The 15,822-nt window shown below is 64.7% G+C and carries 18 protein-coding genes; 11 read left to right on the forward strand and 7 right to left on the reverse strand.

The features are described 5' to 3' along the window. Positions 1–124 precede the first annotated feature (124 nt). Entirely contained in the window at positions 125–1,000 is an 876-nt protein-coding gene (locus WN73_RS37480) for an MBL fold metallo-hydrolase (RefSeq protein WP_271557230.1), read from the forward strand. 186 nt (positions 1,001–1,186) lie between these two features. Here the strand turns inward: WN73_RS37480 and WN73_RS37485 are convergent, their stop codons facing one another. After that, positions 1,187–1,435 carry a hypothetical protein gene (locus WN73_RS37485; protein WP_097660813.1) on the reverse strand — a complete coding sequence of 83 codons (249 nt, stop codon included), beginning with the start codon at positions 1,433–1,435 and terminating at the stop codon, positions 1,187–1,189. Between the two features lie 248 nt (positions 1,436–1,683). On the opposite strand from WN73_RS37485, the gene WN73_RS37490 reads away from it, so the two are divergent. Further along, entirely contained in the window at positions 1,684–2,142 is a 459-nt protein-coding gene (locus WN73_RS37490; RefSeq protein ID WP_060911785.1) for a cupin domain-containing protein, read from the forward strand. 7 nt (positions 2,143–2,149) lie between these two features. On the opposite strand, the gene WN73_RS37495 is transcribed toward WN73_RS37490, so the two are convergent. Beyond that, complete coding sequence (locus WN73_RS37495; protein WP_271557231.1) at positions 2,150–3,112, reverse strand: alpha/beta hydrolase; 963 nt, start codon at positions 3,110–3,112, stop codon at positions 2,150–2,152. A 101-nt stretch (positions 3,113–3,213) separates the two neighbouring features. On the opposite strand from WN73_RS37495, the gene WN73_RS37500 reads away from it, so the two are divergent. The 4 genes from WN73_RS37500 to WN73_RS37515 all read left to right on the forward strand — a co-directional run bounded on the left by WN73_RS37500 (position 3,214) and on the right by WN73_RS37515 (position 6,504). Further along, entirely contained in the window at positions 3,214–3,891 is a 678-nt protein-coding gene (locus WN73_RS37500; protein WP_271557232.1) for a nitroreductase, read from the forward strand. A 271-nt stretch (positions 3,892–4,162) separates the two neighbouring features. Further along, complete coding sequence (locus tag WN73_RS37505) at positions 4,163–5,407, forward strand: FIST signal transduction protein (protein ID WP_271557233.1); 1,245 nt, start codon at positions 4,163–4,165, stop codon at positions 5,405–5,407. Then, positions 5,338–6,177 carry a methyl-accepting chemotaxis protein gene (locus WN73_RS37510; RefSeq protein WP_271557234.1) on the forward strand — a complete coding sequence of 280 codons (840 nt, stop codon included), beginning with the start codon at positions 5,338–5,340 and terminating at the stop codon, positions 6,175–6,177. Before WN73_RS37505 ends, WN73_RS37510 begins: the two co-directional genes overlap by 70 nt. Positions 6,178–6,300: 123 nt before the next feature. Then, entirely contained in the window at positions 6,301–6,504 is a 204-nt protein-coding gene (locus WN73_RS37515) for a hypothetical protein (protein ID WP_028171162.1), read from the forward strand. Between the two features lie 59 nt (positions 6,505–6,563). On the opposite strand, the gene WN73_RS37520 is transcribed toward WN73_RS37515, so the two are convergent. From WN73_RS37520 to WN73_RS37530, 3 genes are read right to left on the reverse strand one after another with little or no spacing between them, the layout of a single operon-like run. Beyond that, positions 6,564–7,685: an HD-GYP domain-containing protein gene (locus WN73_RS37520; protein WP_011086965.1), complete on the reverse strand. Its 1,122-nt coding sequence runs from the start codon at positions 7,683–7,685 to the stop codon at positions 6,564–6,566. Positions 7,686–7,734: 49 nt separating this feature from the next. Further along, positions 7,735–8,067, reverse strand: coding sequence for a PilZ domain-containing protein (locus tag WN73_RS37525; protein WP_028171164.1), 333 nt, complete (start codon positions 8,065–8,067; stop codon positions 7,735–7,737). Then, positions 8,064–9,185, reverse strand: coding sequence for a DUF2336 domain-containing protein (locus tag WN73_RS37530; protein ID WP_271557235.1), 1,122 nt, complete (start codon positions 9,183–9,185; stop codon positions 8,064–8,066). Before WN73_RS37530 ends, WN73_RS37525 begins: the two co-directional genes overlap by 4 nt. Positions 9,186–9,487: 302 nt before the next feature. Between WN73_RS37530 and WN73_RS37535 the strand changes: the two genes are divergently transcribed. Together WN73_RS37535 and WN73_RS37540 are read left to right on the forward strand one after the other, a co-directional pair. Further along, the gene (locus WN73_RS37535; RefSeq protein WP_271557236.1) at positions 9,488–10,435 is read left to right on the forward strand and encodes a helix-turn-helix domain-containing protein; all 948 of its coding nucleotides are present in this window, start codon (positions 9,488–9,490) and stop codon (positions 10,433–10,435) included. 50 nt (positions 10,436–10,485) lie between these two features. Continuing rightward, entirely contained in the window at positions 10,486–11,076 is a 591-nt protein-coding gene (locus tag WN73_RS37540) for an NADPH-dependent FMN reductase (RefSeq protein WP_038966812.1), read from the forward strand. A gap of 19 nt (positions 11,077–11,095) precedes the next feature. Here WN73_RS37540 and WN73_RS37545 read toward each other — a convergent pair whose 3' ends face one another. Further along, positions 11,096–13,177, reverse strand: coding sequence for a methyl-accepting chemotaxis protein (locus tag WN73_RS37545; RefSeq protein ID WP_028171168.1), 2,082 nt, complete (start codon positions 13,175–13,177; stop codon positions 11,096–11,098). A gap of 96 nt (positions 13,178–13,273) precedes the next feature. After that, positions 13,274–13,714 carry a DUF1810 domain-containing protein gene (locus WN73_RS37550; protein WP_028171169.1) on the reverse strand — a complete coding sequence of 147 codons (441 nt, stop codon included), beginning with the start codon at positions 13,712–13,714 and terminating at the stop codon, positions 13,274–13,276. A 192-nt stretch (positions 13,715–13,906) separates the two neighbouring features. Here WN73_RS37550 and WN73_RS37555 point away from each other — a divergent pair, with 192 nt between their 5' ends. From WN73_RS37555 to WN73_RS37565, 3 genes are all read left to right on the forward strand, one after another. Next, positions 13,907–14,857 (forward strand): DUF2778 domain-containing protein, encoded by a 951-nt coding sequence (locus WN73_RS37555; protein ID WP_028171170.1) that lies wholly within the window; start codon positions 13,907–13,909, stop codon positions 14,855–14,857. Positions 14,858–14,923: 66 nt separating this feature from the next. Further along, positions 14,924–15,181, forward strand: coding sequence for a hypothetical protein (locus WN73_RS37560; RefSeq protein WP_028171171.1), 258 nt, complete (start codon positions 14,924–14,926; stop codon positions 15,179–15,181). A gap of 91 nt (positions 15,182–15,272) precedes the next feature. After that, complete coding sequence (locus WN73_RS37565) at positions 15,273–15,776, forward strand: SMI1/KNR4 family protein (RefSeq protein WP_028171172.1); 504 nt, start codon at positions 15,273–15,275, stop codon at positions 15,774–15,776. Positions 15,777–15,822: the final 46 nt, after the last annotated feature.

A 15,822-nucleotide genomic window follows, 5' to 3' on the forward strand; every position in this document is an offset into this window, starting at 1 on the left:
ATCGTCGGTGGCGTTTGGGGTTGATTTGCGGCGATCGTCACGCATAGGTGCCGGACGCGTTGCGCGGCTTGAACGGTCCTGTGCTGCCCGCTACGCTCTCTGCAAAAAAGGGAGCAAAGCAACCATGAAGCAACTGCGGATCGGCGACATCACCATCGACGCGGTGATCGAGCGGGAAGGGCCATGGCGGCGGCCGCAGGATTTCTTCCCGGCCTATGACAAGGGCGTGTTTGCCCGCCATCTGCCGACGATGGAGCCGGAGGTGTTCGACGCCGCGCGCGGCATGATGGTCATCACCTATCAGACGTTCGTCGTGCGCACGCCGCGCTACACAATCCTGGTGGATACCTGTACCGGCGAGGACAAGGGGCATACGCCGCCGTTCGACTTTCCCGGCAAGGAGCGCTGGCGCAACGAACTGTTCGCGCTCGGCATCTCTTTCGAACAGATCGACTACGTCTTCTGCACGCACCTTCACATCGATCACACCGGCTGGAATACGACCTTGCGTGACGGCCGCTGGGTGCCGACGTTTCCGAATGCGAAATACGTCTTCCACAAGGGTGAGTATGCAGCCTGGGAGGCCGAGAACGCCAAGGGCAACAATCCGCCGGGCACCGTCTTCCGCGACAATTGCCTGCCGGTCGTCGAGGCCGGGCAGGCGCTGCTGGTGGACGATGATTACGCGCTCGATGACACCGTGACGCTGACGCCGACGCCGGGGCATTCGCCCTGCCATTGCTGCGTCAACATCTTCTCGAAGGGCCAGCGCGCGGTGGTCGCGGGCGATCTCATGCATCACCAGATCCAGTGCCGTGAGCCGGACTGGTCGGCGATGCCGGATTGGGATGCGAAACAGTCGGCGGTCTCGCGGCGAAAGTTCTTCGCCTCCGTCGCCAACACCGACACGCTGATCCTGCCGATCCATTTTCCGGCGCCGACGGTCGGGCTGATCAAGCCGCTGGACGGGGCGTTCGACTATCGGTTCAAGCGGGAGTGATGACGGCGAAACCCGTAAGCGCGTAGGCAGGTCTCGTGTCCCGGACGCGGTGCGGCGCGCAGTGACGCTCCGCTGAGCCGGGACCCATCTCTCGGAATGCACGTGAAAGCGTGGGCCCCGGCTCTGCAGCGCATCGCTGAAGAAGCGCTGCGCTGCGTCCGGGGCACGAGAGTGTCGCAGCCCGCGTTACGCGCTGACTTCGCACTTCTTCATGAAGCTGTTCTTGGCGGCACCGGCCAGCGGCTTGCCGTCGGCGCTGACGGCCTTGGGCGTGCAGGCGTCGGCCTTGCACTTCTTCAGGAACGAGGTCTTGGCCGCTCCCGCCAAGGGCTTGCCGTCCTTGCCGACGGCCTTGCTCTCGCAGGTGTCCTCCGCGAAGGCCGAGCCTGCTGCAAAGGTGGCGACGATCGCAGCCAGGAAAATACGTTTCATCATGGGTGTCTCCCTAAACCAGAAATGGCGCGGAGATTGGAGCCGGGAATCGTGGCGCAATCAAGCAGGATCGGCGCGTGCCGGGCGCGGGCGCTGATATTTTCGCAGCGCGCGATGAATGCATTCCGCCTTGACGCGCGCGGCTCCGGGCCGGCCTCCGGATTCGCGCCCGCCGCTTGCTGCACTGCGCGCTGACCGCCCGGCCGAGACCTGTTAGGCTGATCCCATTCCAGCAGGAACGGAGCGTTGCCATGGATGCCGTGACGAGCCCGCAGACCGCCGACCAGCATTCTCATCTGGTTCAACCCGCGACAATGGAATGGCAGAAGACGCGCTTTCCCGGCTGCGAGGCCAAGACCTTGCTGTTCGATCGCGGCACGGGCCTGATGACGGCGTTGATGCGCTTTGCGCCGGGATCGGTGCTGCCCGATCACGAGCATGTCGGCATCGAGCAGAGCTACGTCATTGAAGGCGCTCTCGTCGACAAGGAAGGCCCAGCCAAGGGCATCGCCTGCAAGGCCGGCGAATTCATCTGGCGCGAGGCGGGCAGCCGCCACGCCGCCTGGTGTCCGGACGGGGCCTTGATCCTTGCGATCTTCCAGGTGCCGAACAAGTTCTTTGAAGCCGACGGCCGCGTCGTCGATGCCGCCGGTCAGGATTGGGACGAAACGTGGGGGCACACGGCGGCGCAGCGGGCGCCGCGCATCTAGTCGGTCCTCATATGCCGCGCGCGAGCAGCGCCTTGAAGTCGGCGCGTGCACGCTGCGCCTCGGCCCGCGCGACGTCCGAGGCGTCGCCGAGACCAAAATAACCGTGGATCAAGCCTGGGCCCTCATGGTGCTTGACGCGCACGCCGGCGGCCTCCAGCGCCCGGGCATAAGCGGCGCCCTCGTCGCGCAGGGGATCGAACGAGGCGGTGGCAACGATCGCGGGTGCGAGGCCGGCAAGCGAAGCCGCGCGCAGCGGTGAGACGCGCCAGTCGGCGCCTTGGCCGGGATCGGCGAGATAATGGCCGCAGAACCATTCCATCACGGCGCGGGAGAGGAAGTAGCCGTCGGCATTCTCGGCGCGCGAGGGAAAGCGCGCGTTCTCGCGCGCATCGGCATAGTGGCCTGCGACGTCGGTCACGGGATAGACCAGCAGCTGCGCGGCGAGCTTGATGCCGGCATCGCGGCAGGCAATCGCGGTGGCGGCTGCGAGATTGCCGCCGGCGCTGTCGCCGGCGACGCCGAGGCGCCTTGAGTCGCCGCCAAATTCCGCGACGCGGTTGAAGATGTCGCGCGCCGCGGCAACAGCATCCTCGAAGGCGCCGGGAAAGCGCGTCTCCGGCGGGCGACGATAGTCGACGGAGACGACGACCGCGCCGGTCTCGATCGCAAGATTGCGCGCCTGCCGGTCATGGGTCTCGAGATCGCCCGCGACCCAGCCGCCGCCGTGAAAAAACACCACGGTCGGCGCGGGATCGGAGCCGATACGGTAGAGGCGCGCATCGAGCGGGCCAGCGCCGCCTTTCACCTTGATATCCTGCACCGTATCGACCGGTGGCGGCGGCACGGCCGCGCGCGCGGCAGCCAGTGCGCGCAAGGAATCACGGGCGCTCTGTGGCGTCATCGTGGTCGGATCGCGCAGCGGCAGCAGCGGAATGATCTGGGCGATGACGGGATCGAGCGGTGCGGCCATTGCGGGTCCTTCCACGGTTCTTGGTCTTGCTTGCGGATTAGCATAGATTTTTCGCGCCGCATCGGCAACTGCCGGACGGGTCTGCGCCAGGGAGGTTGAGGTTGGAATTCGAAACGTTGGTCCAGTCGCGCCGCAGCGTGCGCGGCTTCAAGAACAAGCCGGTGGCACGCAGCGTGATCGAAGCGATCATCGAGAGCGCCAAGCGCGCGCCGTCGTCGATGAACACCCAGCCCTGGCACGTTCATGTGCTGACAGGCCGCCCGCTGGAAGAGCTGCGCCGCCGCAACATGGAAGAGATGGTCGGCGGCGCCAAGGTCAAGCGCGACATCATCAGCCATGGCGAGTACCAGGGCGTGCATCGCACCCGGCAGGTCGACATCGCAAAGAAGTTGTTCGGCGCGATGGGGATCGCACGCGACGACAAGCCGATGCGACAGGACTGGGTGCTGCGCGGCTTCCGCCAGTTCGACGCGCCGGTCTCGCTGGTCTTGACCTATGACCGCGTGCTCGATCCCGGCGCGGTCTGCCATTTCGATCTCGGCGCGCTCTGCTACGGCATCGTGCTCGCAGCCTGGGACCGCGGGCTCGGTTCGGTGATCAACGGGCAGGGCATCATGCGCTCCGACATCGTGCGCGAGGTTGCGAAGATTCCGGAGGACGAGGTGATCATGACCTGCGTCGCGATGGGATATCCCGACGACGGCTTTGCCGCCAACGCGGTGCGCTCGGATCGCGAGGCGAACAGCGACTTCGTCCGCTTCGTCGGATTCGCCGAGTAGTGCACGCGGGCGCGGATGTGTCGGCGCCATGGAATCGTGCCGATGTCCGTTGCAATGCCGCCGGCGCGAGGGCGCCGCGCGGATTTGATCTGGATCAAATGCACCGATGCGATCGGTATCATGAGCCCGCGAAACGATGCGACGCCGTAATCCTACGGTGCGCATTCACAGCACAAACGCGCCTGCGCCGCGCGCTTCCTAACCGAATGGCAATTTCGAATCCGTAGTTCACTCCTTTGAGACGCGTCGCGCGTCGAACAAGGATATTGCCATGCTCTCGTTGTTTTCCCAGGCAAGTCACAAGGAGCCCGCGCCGTCGATCGTTGCGGAGGTACGGGAAGAGGCTCCGGCGGTTCGTGAGGCCTGCGCGATTCGGGTGCTGGAGAGCGACGACCGGCTGCAAAATATTTCCGAGGGCGACTTCGTCGTAGAGGGCGCGCGGTCGCCGCTGGTTCTCGCGTTCATCTCACCCCACTGCGACTTCGCGCGCGTTGCATCGTCGTTGCAGAGGCTGGCGGGGTCGACGCCGGTGATCGCGATGTCGACCGCGGGCGAGCTGTGCTCGGCGGGCCAGTCGCTCTACAAGCCGACGGGGTCGAACTGGTCGTCCGTCGTCGTGCAGGTTTTTCCGGCCGATCTGTTTCAGTCCGTCAGCATCCACAGCGTCCGCCTCCACAACGACGACATCCGCAAGGGAGAGCCGTCCAGGGCCCATGACGCGCGCATCGAAGCGATCACGCGCGAGGTCGCCGCGATCAGGACGCCCTTCGCGATCGACGTGCGCGATACGATCGCTTTCGCGCTCGTGGACGGCGTGTCGGCGTCGGAGAGCTACTTCATGGAGGCCGTGTACAGGAGCGGCAAGTTTCCGTGCGGTTTCGTCGGAGGATCCGCCGGCGGCAAGCTCGACTTCCAGCATACTCATCTCTACGACAGCAGGCAGGTGCTCGAGAACCATGCGCTGATCGTCTTCATGAAGCTGGCGCCGGGCCGCGCCTACGGTATCTTCAAGACGCAGAACTTCAAGAAGACCGGAAAATCCTTCGTCGTGATGGACGCCGATCCGGATCGTCGCACCGCCTCGGGCGTCATGGAAGGGAGCGAGATCAAGCCGTTCGCCTCCGTGGTGGCGAAGGCGCTGAACACGATTCCGGCGAACCTCATGTCGATGATGACGAAGCACTCCTTCGGCATCGAGGTCGGCGGAGACCTGTTCGTGCGCTCGGTCGCGGGCATCGATGCGGACAGCGGCGTCGTGTCGTTCTTCTGCGACGTCAATTCGGGCGACAGACTCGAGCTGCTGGAAGCCACCGATTTCGTGGACCAGACGCGGCGTGACCTCGAGGCCTTCCTGCGCGACAAGCCGCCGGCGATCGGCGCGATCCTCAACGACTGCATCCTGCGCCGCCTGAACAACGAGAGCCAGCTCCGCAACATGAGCGGCATGTGGCCGATGCCGGTCGCGGGTTTTTCCACCTTCGGGAGCTGTTCGGGATCAACATCAACCAGACGCTGACCGCGATCGTGTTCTTCGACGTCAGGGAAAAGCCGCTGAACGATCCGTTCATCGAGACGTTCCCGATCCACTACGCGCATTTCGTCGAATATTTCACGCGCACCCATCTCAACCGCATGGTCATGCTGAACCGGATCAAGGACGACATCGTGCATCGTCTGACGGAATATCTCAGCGCCAGCGCCACGCTGAGCGGGAAGGTCGAGGGCGCGCTGCGCCAGACGGCTTCGATCAACGCGATCGTGGAGGAAATCCGCTCGGTCATCGTGGCGAGCGCACAATCGGCGGCGCGGGCGACCGACACGACGGCATTGTCGCAGGAGTTCGCCGGCCTCACTCAGGCCATGAACGGGCTGCGGGACATCCTGAAGATCATCGACACGATCGCGGGCCAGACCAACCTGCTGGCGCTCAACGCGACCATCGAATCGGCGCGCGCGGGCGAAGCGGGACGGGGCTTCTCGGTGGTGGCGACCGAGGTGAAGAAGCTCGCGCAGGACACTAAAACCAGCCTCACGCGTACCCACGCCTCGATCGGAGGCATGGAAACATCGCTCGAGTCGCTCGGAGCCAATATCAACGACACCCGGGGCCAGCTGATCCAGACCCAGGAAGGCTACAACAGCATCGTGACGCAGATCGAGGAGATGTTCAAGAATCTTCAGATGATCAACACCGTGCTATCGGACCTCGAGAGCTTCGTGCGCGACCGCAACGGGGCGTTGACCAGCGCCATGAGCGACATCGAGACGCTCAAGCGGATTGGGTAGGGCACAGAGCCTGCCGCTTCGCAAATTTCGGTGACGACCGTTCAGATCGCACTTGCATTCTCTTCGCGCCAGCAGGAACAATGTGCCTCGTGAGAGGTTTGTTGCTGGCGCGAGGGAATAGGCATGCGGCGGCTGGCTAGCCTGATTCTAAGGTTCTTCGGCCCGCGAGTGCGGCGCCCGATCGATGATGATCCAAGTCTTCCTTTCTCAGCCGACGAGTTCGGCCGATTGATCCGCAGCGGCAAACGAGAAGACATGAAGCTGCTGGCCGAGGGCCTCGCCTGCCGCTCCATCCCCCGCCGCGCCAAATACCGGGCGACGCACTAGCGTTCGGCAGCAATTGTCGGTTGCAGTTATCGCATGGAGGCGCTCGCCGGTTTTCCGGGCTATCGCGTCAGCGCGACCTGCTTGAACGAGGCGACCAGCGCCTTCTCCAGCTTTCCAGTCATCCCACAGAGAATATTGTAGGCTTCCACGCGCGGCATCGTCGGCTTGTAGTGGCGATGCTCGATCAGCGCTGCGAAGATGTCCGAGATCGTGAGGATCCGCACGATATCGCCGATGCTCTCGGCGCAGAGCGCATCCGGATACCCGCTGCCGTCGAGATATTCGTGATGATGACGCACGGCATCGAGGATTTCAGGCGAAATCCCCTCGTGCCCTTTCAGAAACTCATAGCCCGCGGTCGGATGCGTTTCGATCAGAGCGCGCTCCTCGGCGTCGAGGCGGCCCGGCTTGTCGAGGATGGCGAGCGGGATCTGAGCCTTGCCGATGTCGTGGAACATGGCGGCCGAGTAGAGGCGTTCCAGATCGGCCCTGCCGACGCCGAGGCTGAGGCCGAAGTCGATGGCGACGCCGGTCACGAGCAGGCAGTGCTGATAGGTGCCCTCGTGGTGGCGCCGCACCGTCGTGAGCCATTCCGACAGGCCGTGCTGGGTGATACGATCGGCAATCTGGCGACCGGCTTTCCTGGTGCCGGCGACATCAAGCGGCTCGCCGAGCGTGACGGCCGTGAACATCGACGCGATGGCGGTTGCCGCGGCTGCTGCCGCATTGTCCAGCTGCGTTGTGCCGCTTGAGGAAGCAGACACAGGCTCGGCCGGATCAGCCAGCGCTGCCAGCAGCTTGATCCTGTTGATCGCCCCGGGGAGAACGAGCGTGGCGCCGAGCGCGTAGGCTTGCGATACAGTTGTGTGAGAGGAGTGCTCGACTAGGAAGATCCGCTTCGTGGCCTTCGCCAGCTTGGCAGCCCGCTTCTTGATAGCCGCGATGCTTTCGATGTCGCGCAACTCGGCGCGGACGACGATTGCGAAGGGAACTTGCGACAGCTTGGGCGCGGCGTCGAGCCGTTCGCCGGCGACAGCAAATTGCCGCTCGAGCATCGAGCAGACGCCCCACAATTTGTCGGAGGAATCGGCCAGAACATGCACGAACGGGCGTATCGCATCCGGCTCTCGAATGCCGCCGTCGCCTTTGACGGGGCGGGATATGGTTCGCGCGTTCTGCACGTTGCACCTGTTTCTACCGGGAGTTCAAAGAAATCGATGATCCCTGGGCCTATTTGCTTTGAACGGAAGTCTGCGCGGCGGCCGCCGGTGCGCTGGCCGGTTTCTTCTTGCCGTCTGAGGTGATGAAGTGCACGCCGGCCATGGTGCCGTCGATCCAGACCAGCTCGCAGCGACGGTAGGCTAGTCCCGTCGACGACAGCAGCATGAAGAATTCCTTGGCCTGAAGAACGTCCAGCGTGCCCTCGACCTCGAGCTTGGCGCCCGTTTGCGAGACGTCGAGCAGGACGCAACTGCGTCGCCAGGTGCCGTCCGAACCCATCAGGTTGACAGGCTGCTTGTGATCCATCCGTACGCGAAGCGCCTTGCGACCGTCGAACCTCATCGGCTAACCCCCATTTTTGTACAGCGATTTCTCCCATCGCTGGTGTTGGCACCTGCCGCGATTTCCCCCCACCGCACCGTCCATTGGCTGGTCGACAAGAGGAGCGTTTCGAAGATCTGCTGCGCGCGTTCGCGCTCGGCAAAGGAGAGACGTGCACCGCCTCGGTTGCTCAGGATCGCGAGCGTGGTCGCCCAGTTCAGGCGCGAAGCGCGGCAGGCCATGACAAGGGCCTCGCAGTCGTCATCGATCATGACATGCTCAACGATCTCGATCGGGGCTCCCGAGAGCACGGAGAGCGCCGTGAACAGGTTTGCGGTCTCGCCGCGGATCGCAAAGCGGTTCACTGTCGAATCGTTGAGCTTGCCGACCCGGTTGAGGGCGACGATTTCCGGCCTTGCGCTCGCATAGTCGGCCGAGCAAGGCCGCTTTGGAGCAATGAGGGCGGCGGCGACGCCCGGTGCGGCGCCCTGTCCCGGTGCGGCAACGGCGCTGGGCTTGGCCAAGGCCTTGCCTGGCGAGATGGAGAGCAGCCTGCGCACGACCAGATCTGGTGTACCGGGCCGCAGCGCCAGCGCCTTCGTGATCGCGTCATCCGCCGAGCCATTCTCGACGAGTGCAGTATAGGCCGCGTCGGAGAACCGGGCTCCCGGGTTCCTTAGCAGCGCAAGGCAGACCGTGCGGCCGCCGCGTATGACCAGCACCTCGGCTACAGCCGCTTCGACGCGCGCGCGAGACGCGATTGCAAGTCGATGGCTTTCGCCGCAGGACGTTGCGACCGTCTCGAGGTCAGCGGCGGACAGCGCCTGCGATTTGAGCAGGATCGGACATGCGACGGCGGAGTCCTCGTGCGAGGCGAGGTGCCTCAATGTCTCTTGCGGCGCAACAGGCAGCTCGGCGAGCGCTCGGCTGAGCTGAATCAGCGAATCCGGAGCGACCCGGTTTGCCAGTCGGAGGAGGACACCGTCGACGACGTTGACGAGCAGCTCCTGAGGCCGGTCGCGGCTGGTCGTGAGCAGATGGACAATGCCTGACAGGATACGCCCGCAGCGCTCGGGCGAGCAGGCCGCGATCGCCTCTTCCAACTCCAAAAGAATATCTGCAGGCGAATTTGCCATCACGGCAGGGCCTGAATCTCAAAAAAAAACGAATGAACGAGTTCTATTGCGCCTTAAAGTTGTTAATTTGGATCTTAGACTTTGACCCTTCAGGTATCAGCGCACCGCCCGCTTTACCGGAAACGCTATCGAAATTTGGCAGGACGCCAACCGTCAACTTGTCCTTTGAATTGGACCCTCGCCAACTGATCGAGACAGACTAGGATGATTTTTTCGGTCTAACGGGGCAACCGAAAGGGGGGAATTCAGGTCCGCGCTTTCACCCCGGACACGCGTATTTTTCCTGACGCGGTTTTCATTTTGCCATGACCAGCGATGATGATGCGCCAACACTGGCGCCAAAGATATTTCGCTTTTCCGACGTCGATGAGTTTCGCAACGCGATCCGCGGTCTGAACTTCGAGTTCACACCGTTTGTGCGAAGGATCGCGGCTGAGCAGATCATCCTGCAATTGCCAGGCTGCGACGTGAACGTGACGCGCGCTTTTCCGCGGGTTGTGGACGCTGAACTCATCGCGGATTGCACGGCGGTTGGTTTTGCGATGGACGACCTCGACGTTCCCATTCGCTTCAACGGTGCGCAACGCGACCGCGCGGTCGTCGTCATCGGCAGCGGCGGCGCGGCCTACAACACCATCGAGGAAGTGCAGCGGCAAATCGCCTCGGTCGTCTTCCGACCAGAGGTCAAGAACCGCGGCTGGCCCGAGACGCGTTCCAATTTCAAGATCTTTGAGACCAGCACATTGACGTTGAATGGGTTGCGGAACGTGGTCAGGGAGGTGGTGGCCGCCGCGTCCGAGCCCATCGATCCCACTGAGGCGCCGCTGAAGGCGGCGGCGATGAAGGAGTCCCTGTTCGGCGCGGTCGACGCCGTCTTCGCCAACTTGGTTTCGGCGCGATGGACGGTGAGGCCGAACGACGAGCGGCAGTTCAAGATCTTTCAGGACATCCGCGCGCTGTTGTCCGGCGATCTCGCCCAGCCCATCTACAGTGAGGAGATCGCGCGCGAGCTCGGCCTTTCCGTCCGCACCTTGCATGATGTCGTCCGCCGCTATCGCGGCATGAGCCTGCACCGTTACCTGCGCCTGCGGCGGCTGTGGTTGGTCCGCCAGCGGCTATTGGCGGGCGCCGATAGCGTCAAGGCCGTCGCGCTGGCCTTCGGCTTCTGGCATCTCAGCGATTTCTCCAGAAGCTATCGCGACCGGTTCGGCGAGGCGCCGTCGGAAACGCTGGAGCGCGGACGCAGGCGCTAGCACGACAAATGCGTTGGGGCCGGACTCCGGTTTTGTGCTAGCCTTCAGCCATGAGCAATCGCATCCTCGTCCTCTACGGTTCCTACCGTTCCGACCGCATGGGCATCCGCCTTGCGAATTTTGTCATCAATCGCCTGCGCGAGCGCGGCGAGGATGTCGAGTTCATCGACGCCAAGGCGATCGGCCTGCCGATGCTCGACCGCATGTACAAGGAATATCCCAAGGGCGCCGCGCCCGAGGCGCTGGAGAAGCTGGCCGGGCAGATCCGCGGCGCGGACGGTTTTGTCTTCGTCACCGGAGAATACAATTGGGGCATTCAGCCCGGATTGAAGAACCTGACCGACCATTTCCTCGAAGAATGGTTCTGGCGTCCGGCCGCGATCGTCAGCTACTCCGCCGGCCGCCTGTCCGGCGCGCGCGCCTCGACCGCCTGGCACGGCACGCTGTCGGAAATGGGCATGGTGGTGGTGTCGAGCACCATCGGCGTCGGCCCGATCGCGCAGACGCTGTCGGCGGATTCCGAGCCGATCGGCGAGGGCGGCAAGGCGCTGGAGCGTTCGTTCCCGCGCTTTGCCGACGACCTCGCCTGGTGGATCGAGGCGGCCAAGGCGCAGCGGGCGCGCAAGGCGCCGCCTTATTGAGTTTGCGCGAGCGGCAGCGTCAGGCGGCCCTGACCTCGCCGAGGAAGCGGTCGAACTGTCCGGCGAGATCGCGCGACTGCGTCGAGAGCTGCTCGGCCGCGCCCAGCACTTCCCGTGCGGCAGCTCCCGTGTCGTCGGCGGCGCGCTGCACGCCTGAGATGTTGGTGTTCACTTCCTGGGTGCCGCGGGCGGCTTCCTGCACGCTGCGGGCGATCTCCTTGGTCGCCGAACCCTGTTCCTCGATCGCCGCGGCAATCGCGGTGCCGATCTGGTCGATCTCGGCGATGACGTCGGCGACGTTGCGGATCGCGGCCACGGTCTCGTCGCTCGCAGACTGGATCGCCGTGATCTGCTCGGAGATTTCGGTCGTGGCCTTGGCGGTCTGCCCGGCCAGCGACTTCACTTCGGAGGCGACCACGGCAAAGCCGCGGCCGGCGTCGCCGGCGCGGGCGGCCTCGATGGTCGCGTTCAGCGCCAGCAGATTGGTCTGCTCGGCGATGCTCTGGATCAGGGTGACGACGTCGCCGATCTTCTGCGCGCCCTCGGCGAGCGTACGTGCCGTGTCGCCGGTGCGGCGGGCGTTGTCGACGGCGCGGGCCGCGATCTCGGTGCTTTGTGCGACCTGACGGCCGATCTCGGAGATCGAGGAGGTCAACTCCTCGGTCGCGCTCGCGACCGTCTGCACGTTGCTGGAGGTCTGCTCGGAGGCCGCGGCGACGACCGCGGCCTGGCTGTTGGTCTGGGCCGCGGTCGAGGTCATCGACTGCGCCGTGCTTTCCATGGTGGAGGAGGCTTTCGAAAGCCCGCCGACGAGCTCGGTGACCTTGGCTTCGAACGCGCGGGTGAGCTCGTCGAGCGCCTGCGCGCGGCGCATCTTGCCGTCGTTCTCGGCCTGCTTCTCGGCGGCGAGCCGGTCGGCCCGGATCATGTTGTCCTTGAACACCTGCACGGCCGCGGCCATCGCCCCGATCTCGTCGGAGCGCTCGGCGCCGGGGATCTCCTCGGCAACGTTGCCTTCGGCAAGCCGCGACATCCGCGTGGTCAGGCCGACGATGGGCGCGCAGACGCGGCGGCGCACTGTCACGACGAGGCCGATGCTGGCGATCAGCACGGCGACAAGGCCGAGGAGCGCGACAGTGAAGCTGGTGCGCGCAGCCGAGGAGGCGCCCGCCAGGATCTGCTCCGCATTGTCGTAAAGCGCGTCGCGGACCTCGATGATGGTGCCGAGGCCGCGCTGCGTCGCGGCGTAATAGGTGTCCATGTCGTGTTCGTACTTGCCGCTGATCGCACCGTCCTTCACCAGCTTGAGCTCGCGGCCGAACTCCTCGATATAGACCGCGTTGAACTTCTCCAGCGCAGCGGCGACGTTCGCCGGCGTTGCCGGATTGCCGCGCAATTCCAGCAACGCCATCACGATCTGGTCGTTGCGGCCCTGCGAGCGGCTGATCTCGGCCTTCTCGGTGTCCGTCGCCGGTTTCTTGCCCCCGACGAGGTTCTTGTGCAGGCTGGAGTTGAAGCCGCCGACGTCGCGCAGCGTCATCGCGATGTTGGCATAGCTCGCCTGCCGGTAGGCGTCGCCGTTGAGGATCGCCATGCGGCGGACCTGCTCGTTGAGCAGCGCGGTCACGGCGCCGTTGAGCACGGCGTTGTCGGCGACGATCTTCTTGGCGGCGTCCTTGCGCGCGTCCGCCGGTCCCGCGAGCGCCTTGTCGATGGCCTCGCGCAGCGCGGTGAATTTCGAATTGATGCCGTCGATGTTGTTGCCAGTGGTGGCGCCGTCGTCGAACGGGCCGGGAAGGTCCTTGCGCAACGCGTTCATCCGGTCGCGGGCGCCGTCGGTCTGCTTGCGCAGCTTGTCCTGCTCGGCGAGCAGCGCCGGGTCCACCGTCGCCGGTCCATAGAGGATGTTGGTCGAAAAGCCGCGCTCGGGGTTGAGATAGCGCGGGATGTCGCCGACGGCGCGGACGATCGCGAGCCGCCCCTGTGCTTCGGTGATCCGCTCCATCGTCTGATATTTCGTCACGGCGACGTAGACGGCGAGGCCGCCGCCGACGGTCGAGAGCGAGACGATGGCGGTGGTCAGGAGCGTTCCGATTTTCATGTTCTGTCCGGCAATTGGCGCGGGGAGAATTATTTTCCACGGACGATAGGTCGCCCGTGTTAATCCCGGGTTTACGCTGCTTGCCGCCGCGCGAGCTCAGCTGGACGGCTGATCGAGCTTTGCGAGGATCTCCAGCGTCGCGCCGTCGCGCTCGCCGGCGAAGTACCGGGCAAGCGCTTCATTGAAAATGGGATCATCGGACACCGCGCCGAACAGCGTCATCGAGGAGCGGAATTTGGCGTCGTCAGGCGCGCCGAGGATCGCGTTGATGGTCCGCCCCTGAACGGCGAGCACGAGCCTGGTGCACGCGATCAGGCGCGGGCCAAGGACAGGGTGGGCGAGATAGGCCTCGGCCTCCGCGCGCGAGCCGATGGCGTAGCGCTGCGCCATGGCGCTGAAGCCGAGGCCGGCGACCTGCGGGAAAATGAACCACATCCAGTGGCTCTGCTTCCGGCCCCGGGACAGCTCCCCGGTCACGGTGGGATAGACCGGGTTTTGGGCCTGGACGAACCGGTCTAGATCGAAAGGAGCGGTCATTGGATACCTTGGGGGTGCCTTGACGGCCGTGATTATGCCTAACTTTTGGCTCCCAATGTGGTAGCTGGTATAGAGAGTCTCCGGGTGGGGGTGGGTCTCCCCGGGGGTCGATTTGGGGATCTGATGGTTTCCGACACCGCAAGAGCCGAGAGGCTGTTGTCGCGCCGCCGTATCGGGCGGGCCGAGACGATTCTGCTGTCTCTGGCCGCTGTTGCGCTGTCGCTCGGTGCCGCCGCCTGGGTCGCCGATATGGGCGATTCGACCCCGCTGGTTTCCGCCGCGCTACCGCCGGCCAATGCCCCTTCCTTCGAGGACCGTTTTGCTTCGGCATCTGGCAGCGCGCCCGCCCGCGAGCTCGGCCTGCGGACGCTGGAGCGCTCTGCCCTGAATGCGGTCCAGCTCAAGCTGCGCGATGCCAAGGCGATGCTGGCCCAGAAACTCCAGGGCGACGACTGGCGCTCGACCCTGACCGAAGATGACCGGACGGCGGTTGACGAGAGGCGGCCCTCGGAGCGTGCCGACGCGGTCCCGATGCCGCGTTCGCGGCCGGTGCAGGCGGACTTCTCGGCCCAGATCGCGTCCAGCCAGGCCTATGCCGACACCACCCCCAGGGTCGACAACCGCAACTTCTTCGAAAAATTCACCGACAAGATCAAGCTGGCCTCGCTGACCCCCGGCGATGGCCTGTTCAGCAAGGCGCCGGATCTCGCCGCCCTCGGCTATGATTCGCGCACGGCGGTCTACGACATCTCGGCCAAGGCGCTTTACCTGCCGAGCGGCCTCGCGCTGGAAGCGCATTCGGGCATGGGCGCGCTGATGGACGACCCCCAGCATGTGGACCAGCGCATGGTGGGCGCGACCCCGCCGGCGACCTACGATCTGAAGCCGCGCGAAAAGCTGTTCCACGGCATCCGCGCGCTGCGCTTGACGCCCGCCGAGGGCACCAGCGCGCTCGGCCGCGTCGGCCTTCTCACCCACAGCTACATGCTCGGGCCGCGCGGCGATTCCAACGGCTGCGTCTCGATCAAGGACTATGAGCGCTTCCTCAAGGCCTACGACAACGGCGAGTTCAACCGCCTGGTCGTGGTGCCGAGCCTGAGAGGATCGGCGACCGCGTCACAGCGCGGCAGCACCGACTCCTGATATTTGCCTGCCGCGGCGGGGCTGCCGTTTCCCCTTCGTTAAGCCGTCCTTGTCCAGAAGCAGCCCATGAGTGATCCCCAGAATTCCGAGACCCCGCTGCGTACGACGTTCAAGATCAAGCTGAACGGTGACACGCTGGCGATCGCGACCGTCGGCCAGGCCTATCAATTCCTCACCAACTTCAAGTCGGTCGAGTGGATGGAATTCCGCACGCTGCACGAGGAAGCCATCTCGGCCCTGGAAGGCGCCGCCGGCAACGCCATGCTCGCGGTGCAGGCGACCAACGCCGTGCGCGCGCTGTTCGTCAGCGCGAAGCTGCTCTGAGACAGCCGTTACTCCCCTCCAATCGTCGAACCCGCTCCCGAATGCCTGCGACGAAGGCGTGGCGCGCTTCTGCGCCGAGGAACGGGATCGCATGAATATCGCAGACTTCATTGCCGGCGTTGATCGCGCCCGCGCGGAGCAACCGACGCTCGCAGCGCTCGAGGCATTCGAAAAATCCATCGGCTGCCGCTTGCCGGACGAGTATCGCCAGTTCCTGATGGTCTGCGCCGGCGGCTATTTCCAGGGCTCTGCCGAGTTCAACTGGCCGCAAGGGCACTGGGCCGGCGCGGTCCAGGAGGTGCTGGGATTGCGGCGCGATGAATGCTCGCTGGTCCAGACGCGTCAGACTCCGCAATGGCCGACCGTCGATGAACTCCTCTGGATCATGAGCGACCACGGCGGCAACCCGATCTGCATGACGATCGACAAGGCGCATTTCGGCAAGATCTGGTTCATCGATCACGAGATCGCCGAATACGAGAAGCCCTGGACGCTTGCCGAGGCGATGTCGAACGAATGGGGCTACGTGCTGCCGCTCGCACCGACATTCGGCGATTTCGTCGCCGGAATGTATGAGCAGGCTGAGGCCTCGTGAGAATCTGCTCGTGTCCCGGACAAGCCGCAACGCTTACAGCGCTGCG

Origin of the sequence: Bradyrhizobium sp. CCBAU 45394 (genome assembly GCF_028128655.1) — a bacterium.
Classification (GTDB): Bacteria; Pseudomonadota; Alphaproteobacteria; order Rhizobiales; family Xanthobacteraceae; genus Bradyrhizobium; species Bradyrhizobium diazoefficiens.

Excerpts from the sequence above, each read along its gene's own strand:
- WN73_RS37480 (WP_271557230.1), top strand. The coding sequence starts at position 125 with ATGAAGCAACTGCGGATCGGCGACATCACCATCGACGCGGTGATCGAG.
- WN73_RS37485 (WP_097660813.1), bottom strand. The coding sequence starts at position 1,435 with ATGATGAAACGTATTTTCCTGGCTGCGATCGTCGCCACCTTTGCAGCA.
- WN73_RS37490 (WP_060911785.1), top strand. The coding sequence starts at position 1,684 with ATGGATGCCGTGACGAGCCCGCAGACCGCCGACCAGCATTCTCATCTG.
- WN73_RS37495 (WP_271557231.1), bottom strand. The coding sequence starts at position 3,112 with ATGGCCGCACCGCTCGATCCCGTCATCGCCCAGATCATTCCGCTGCTG.
- WN73_RS37505 (WP_271557233.1), top strand. The coding sequence starts at position 4,163 with ATGCTCTCGTTGTTTTCCCAGGCAAGTCACAAGGAGCCCGCGCCGTCG.
- WN73_RS37515 (WP_028171162.1), top strand. The coding sequence starts at position 6,301 with ATGCGGCGGCTGGCTAGCCTGATTCTAAGGTTCTTCGGCCCGCGAGTG.
- WN73_RS37525 (WP_028171164.1), bottom strand. The coding sequence starts at position 8,067 with ATGAGGTTCGACGGTCGCAAGGCGCTTCGCGTACGGATGGATCACAAG.
- WN73_RS37535 (WP_271557236.1), top strand. The coding sequence starts at position 9,488 with ATGACCAGCGATGATGATGCGCCAACACTGGCGCCAAAGATATTTCGC.
- WN73_RS37540 (WP_038966812.1), top strand. The coding sequence starts at position 10,486 with ATGAGCAATCGCATCCTCGTCCTCTACGGTTCCTACCGTTCCGACCGC.
- WN73_RS37545 (WP_028171168.1), bottom strand. The coding sequence starts at position 13,177 with ATGAAAATCGGAACGCTCCTGACCACCGCCATCGTCTCGCTCTCGACC.
- WN73_RS37550 (WP_028171169.1), bottom strand. The coding sequence starts at position 13,714 with ATGACCGCTCCTTTCGATCTAGACCGGTTCGTCCAGGCCCAAAACCCG.
- WN73_RS37560 (WP_028171171.1), top strand. The coding sequence starts at position 14,924 with ATGAGTGATCCCCAGAATTCCGAGACCCCGCTGCGTACGACGTTCAAG.
- WN73_RS37565 (WP_028171172.1), top strand. The coding sequence starts at position 15,273 with ATGAATATCGCAGACTTCATTGCCGGCGTTGATCGCGCCCGCGCGGAG.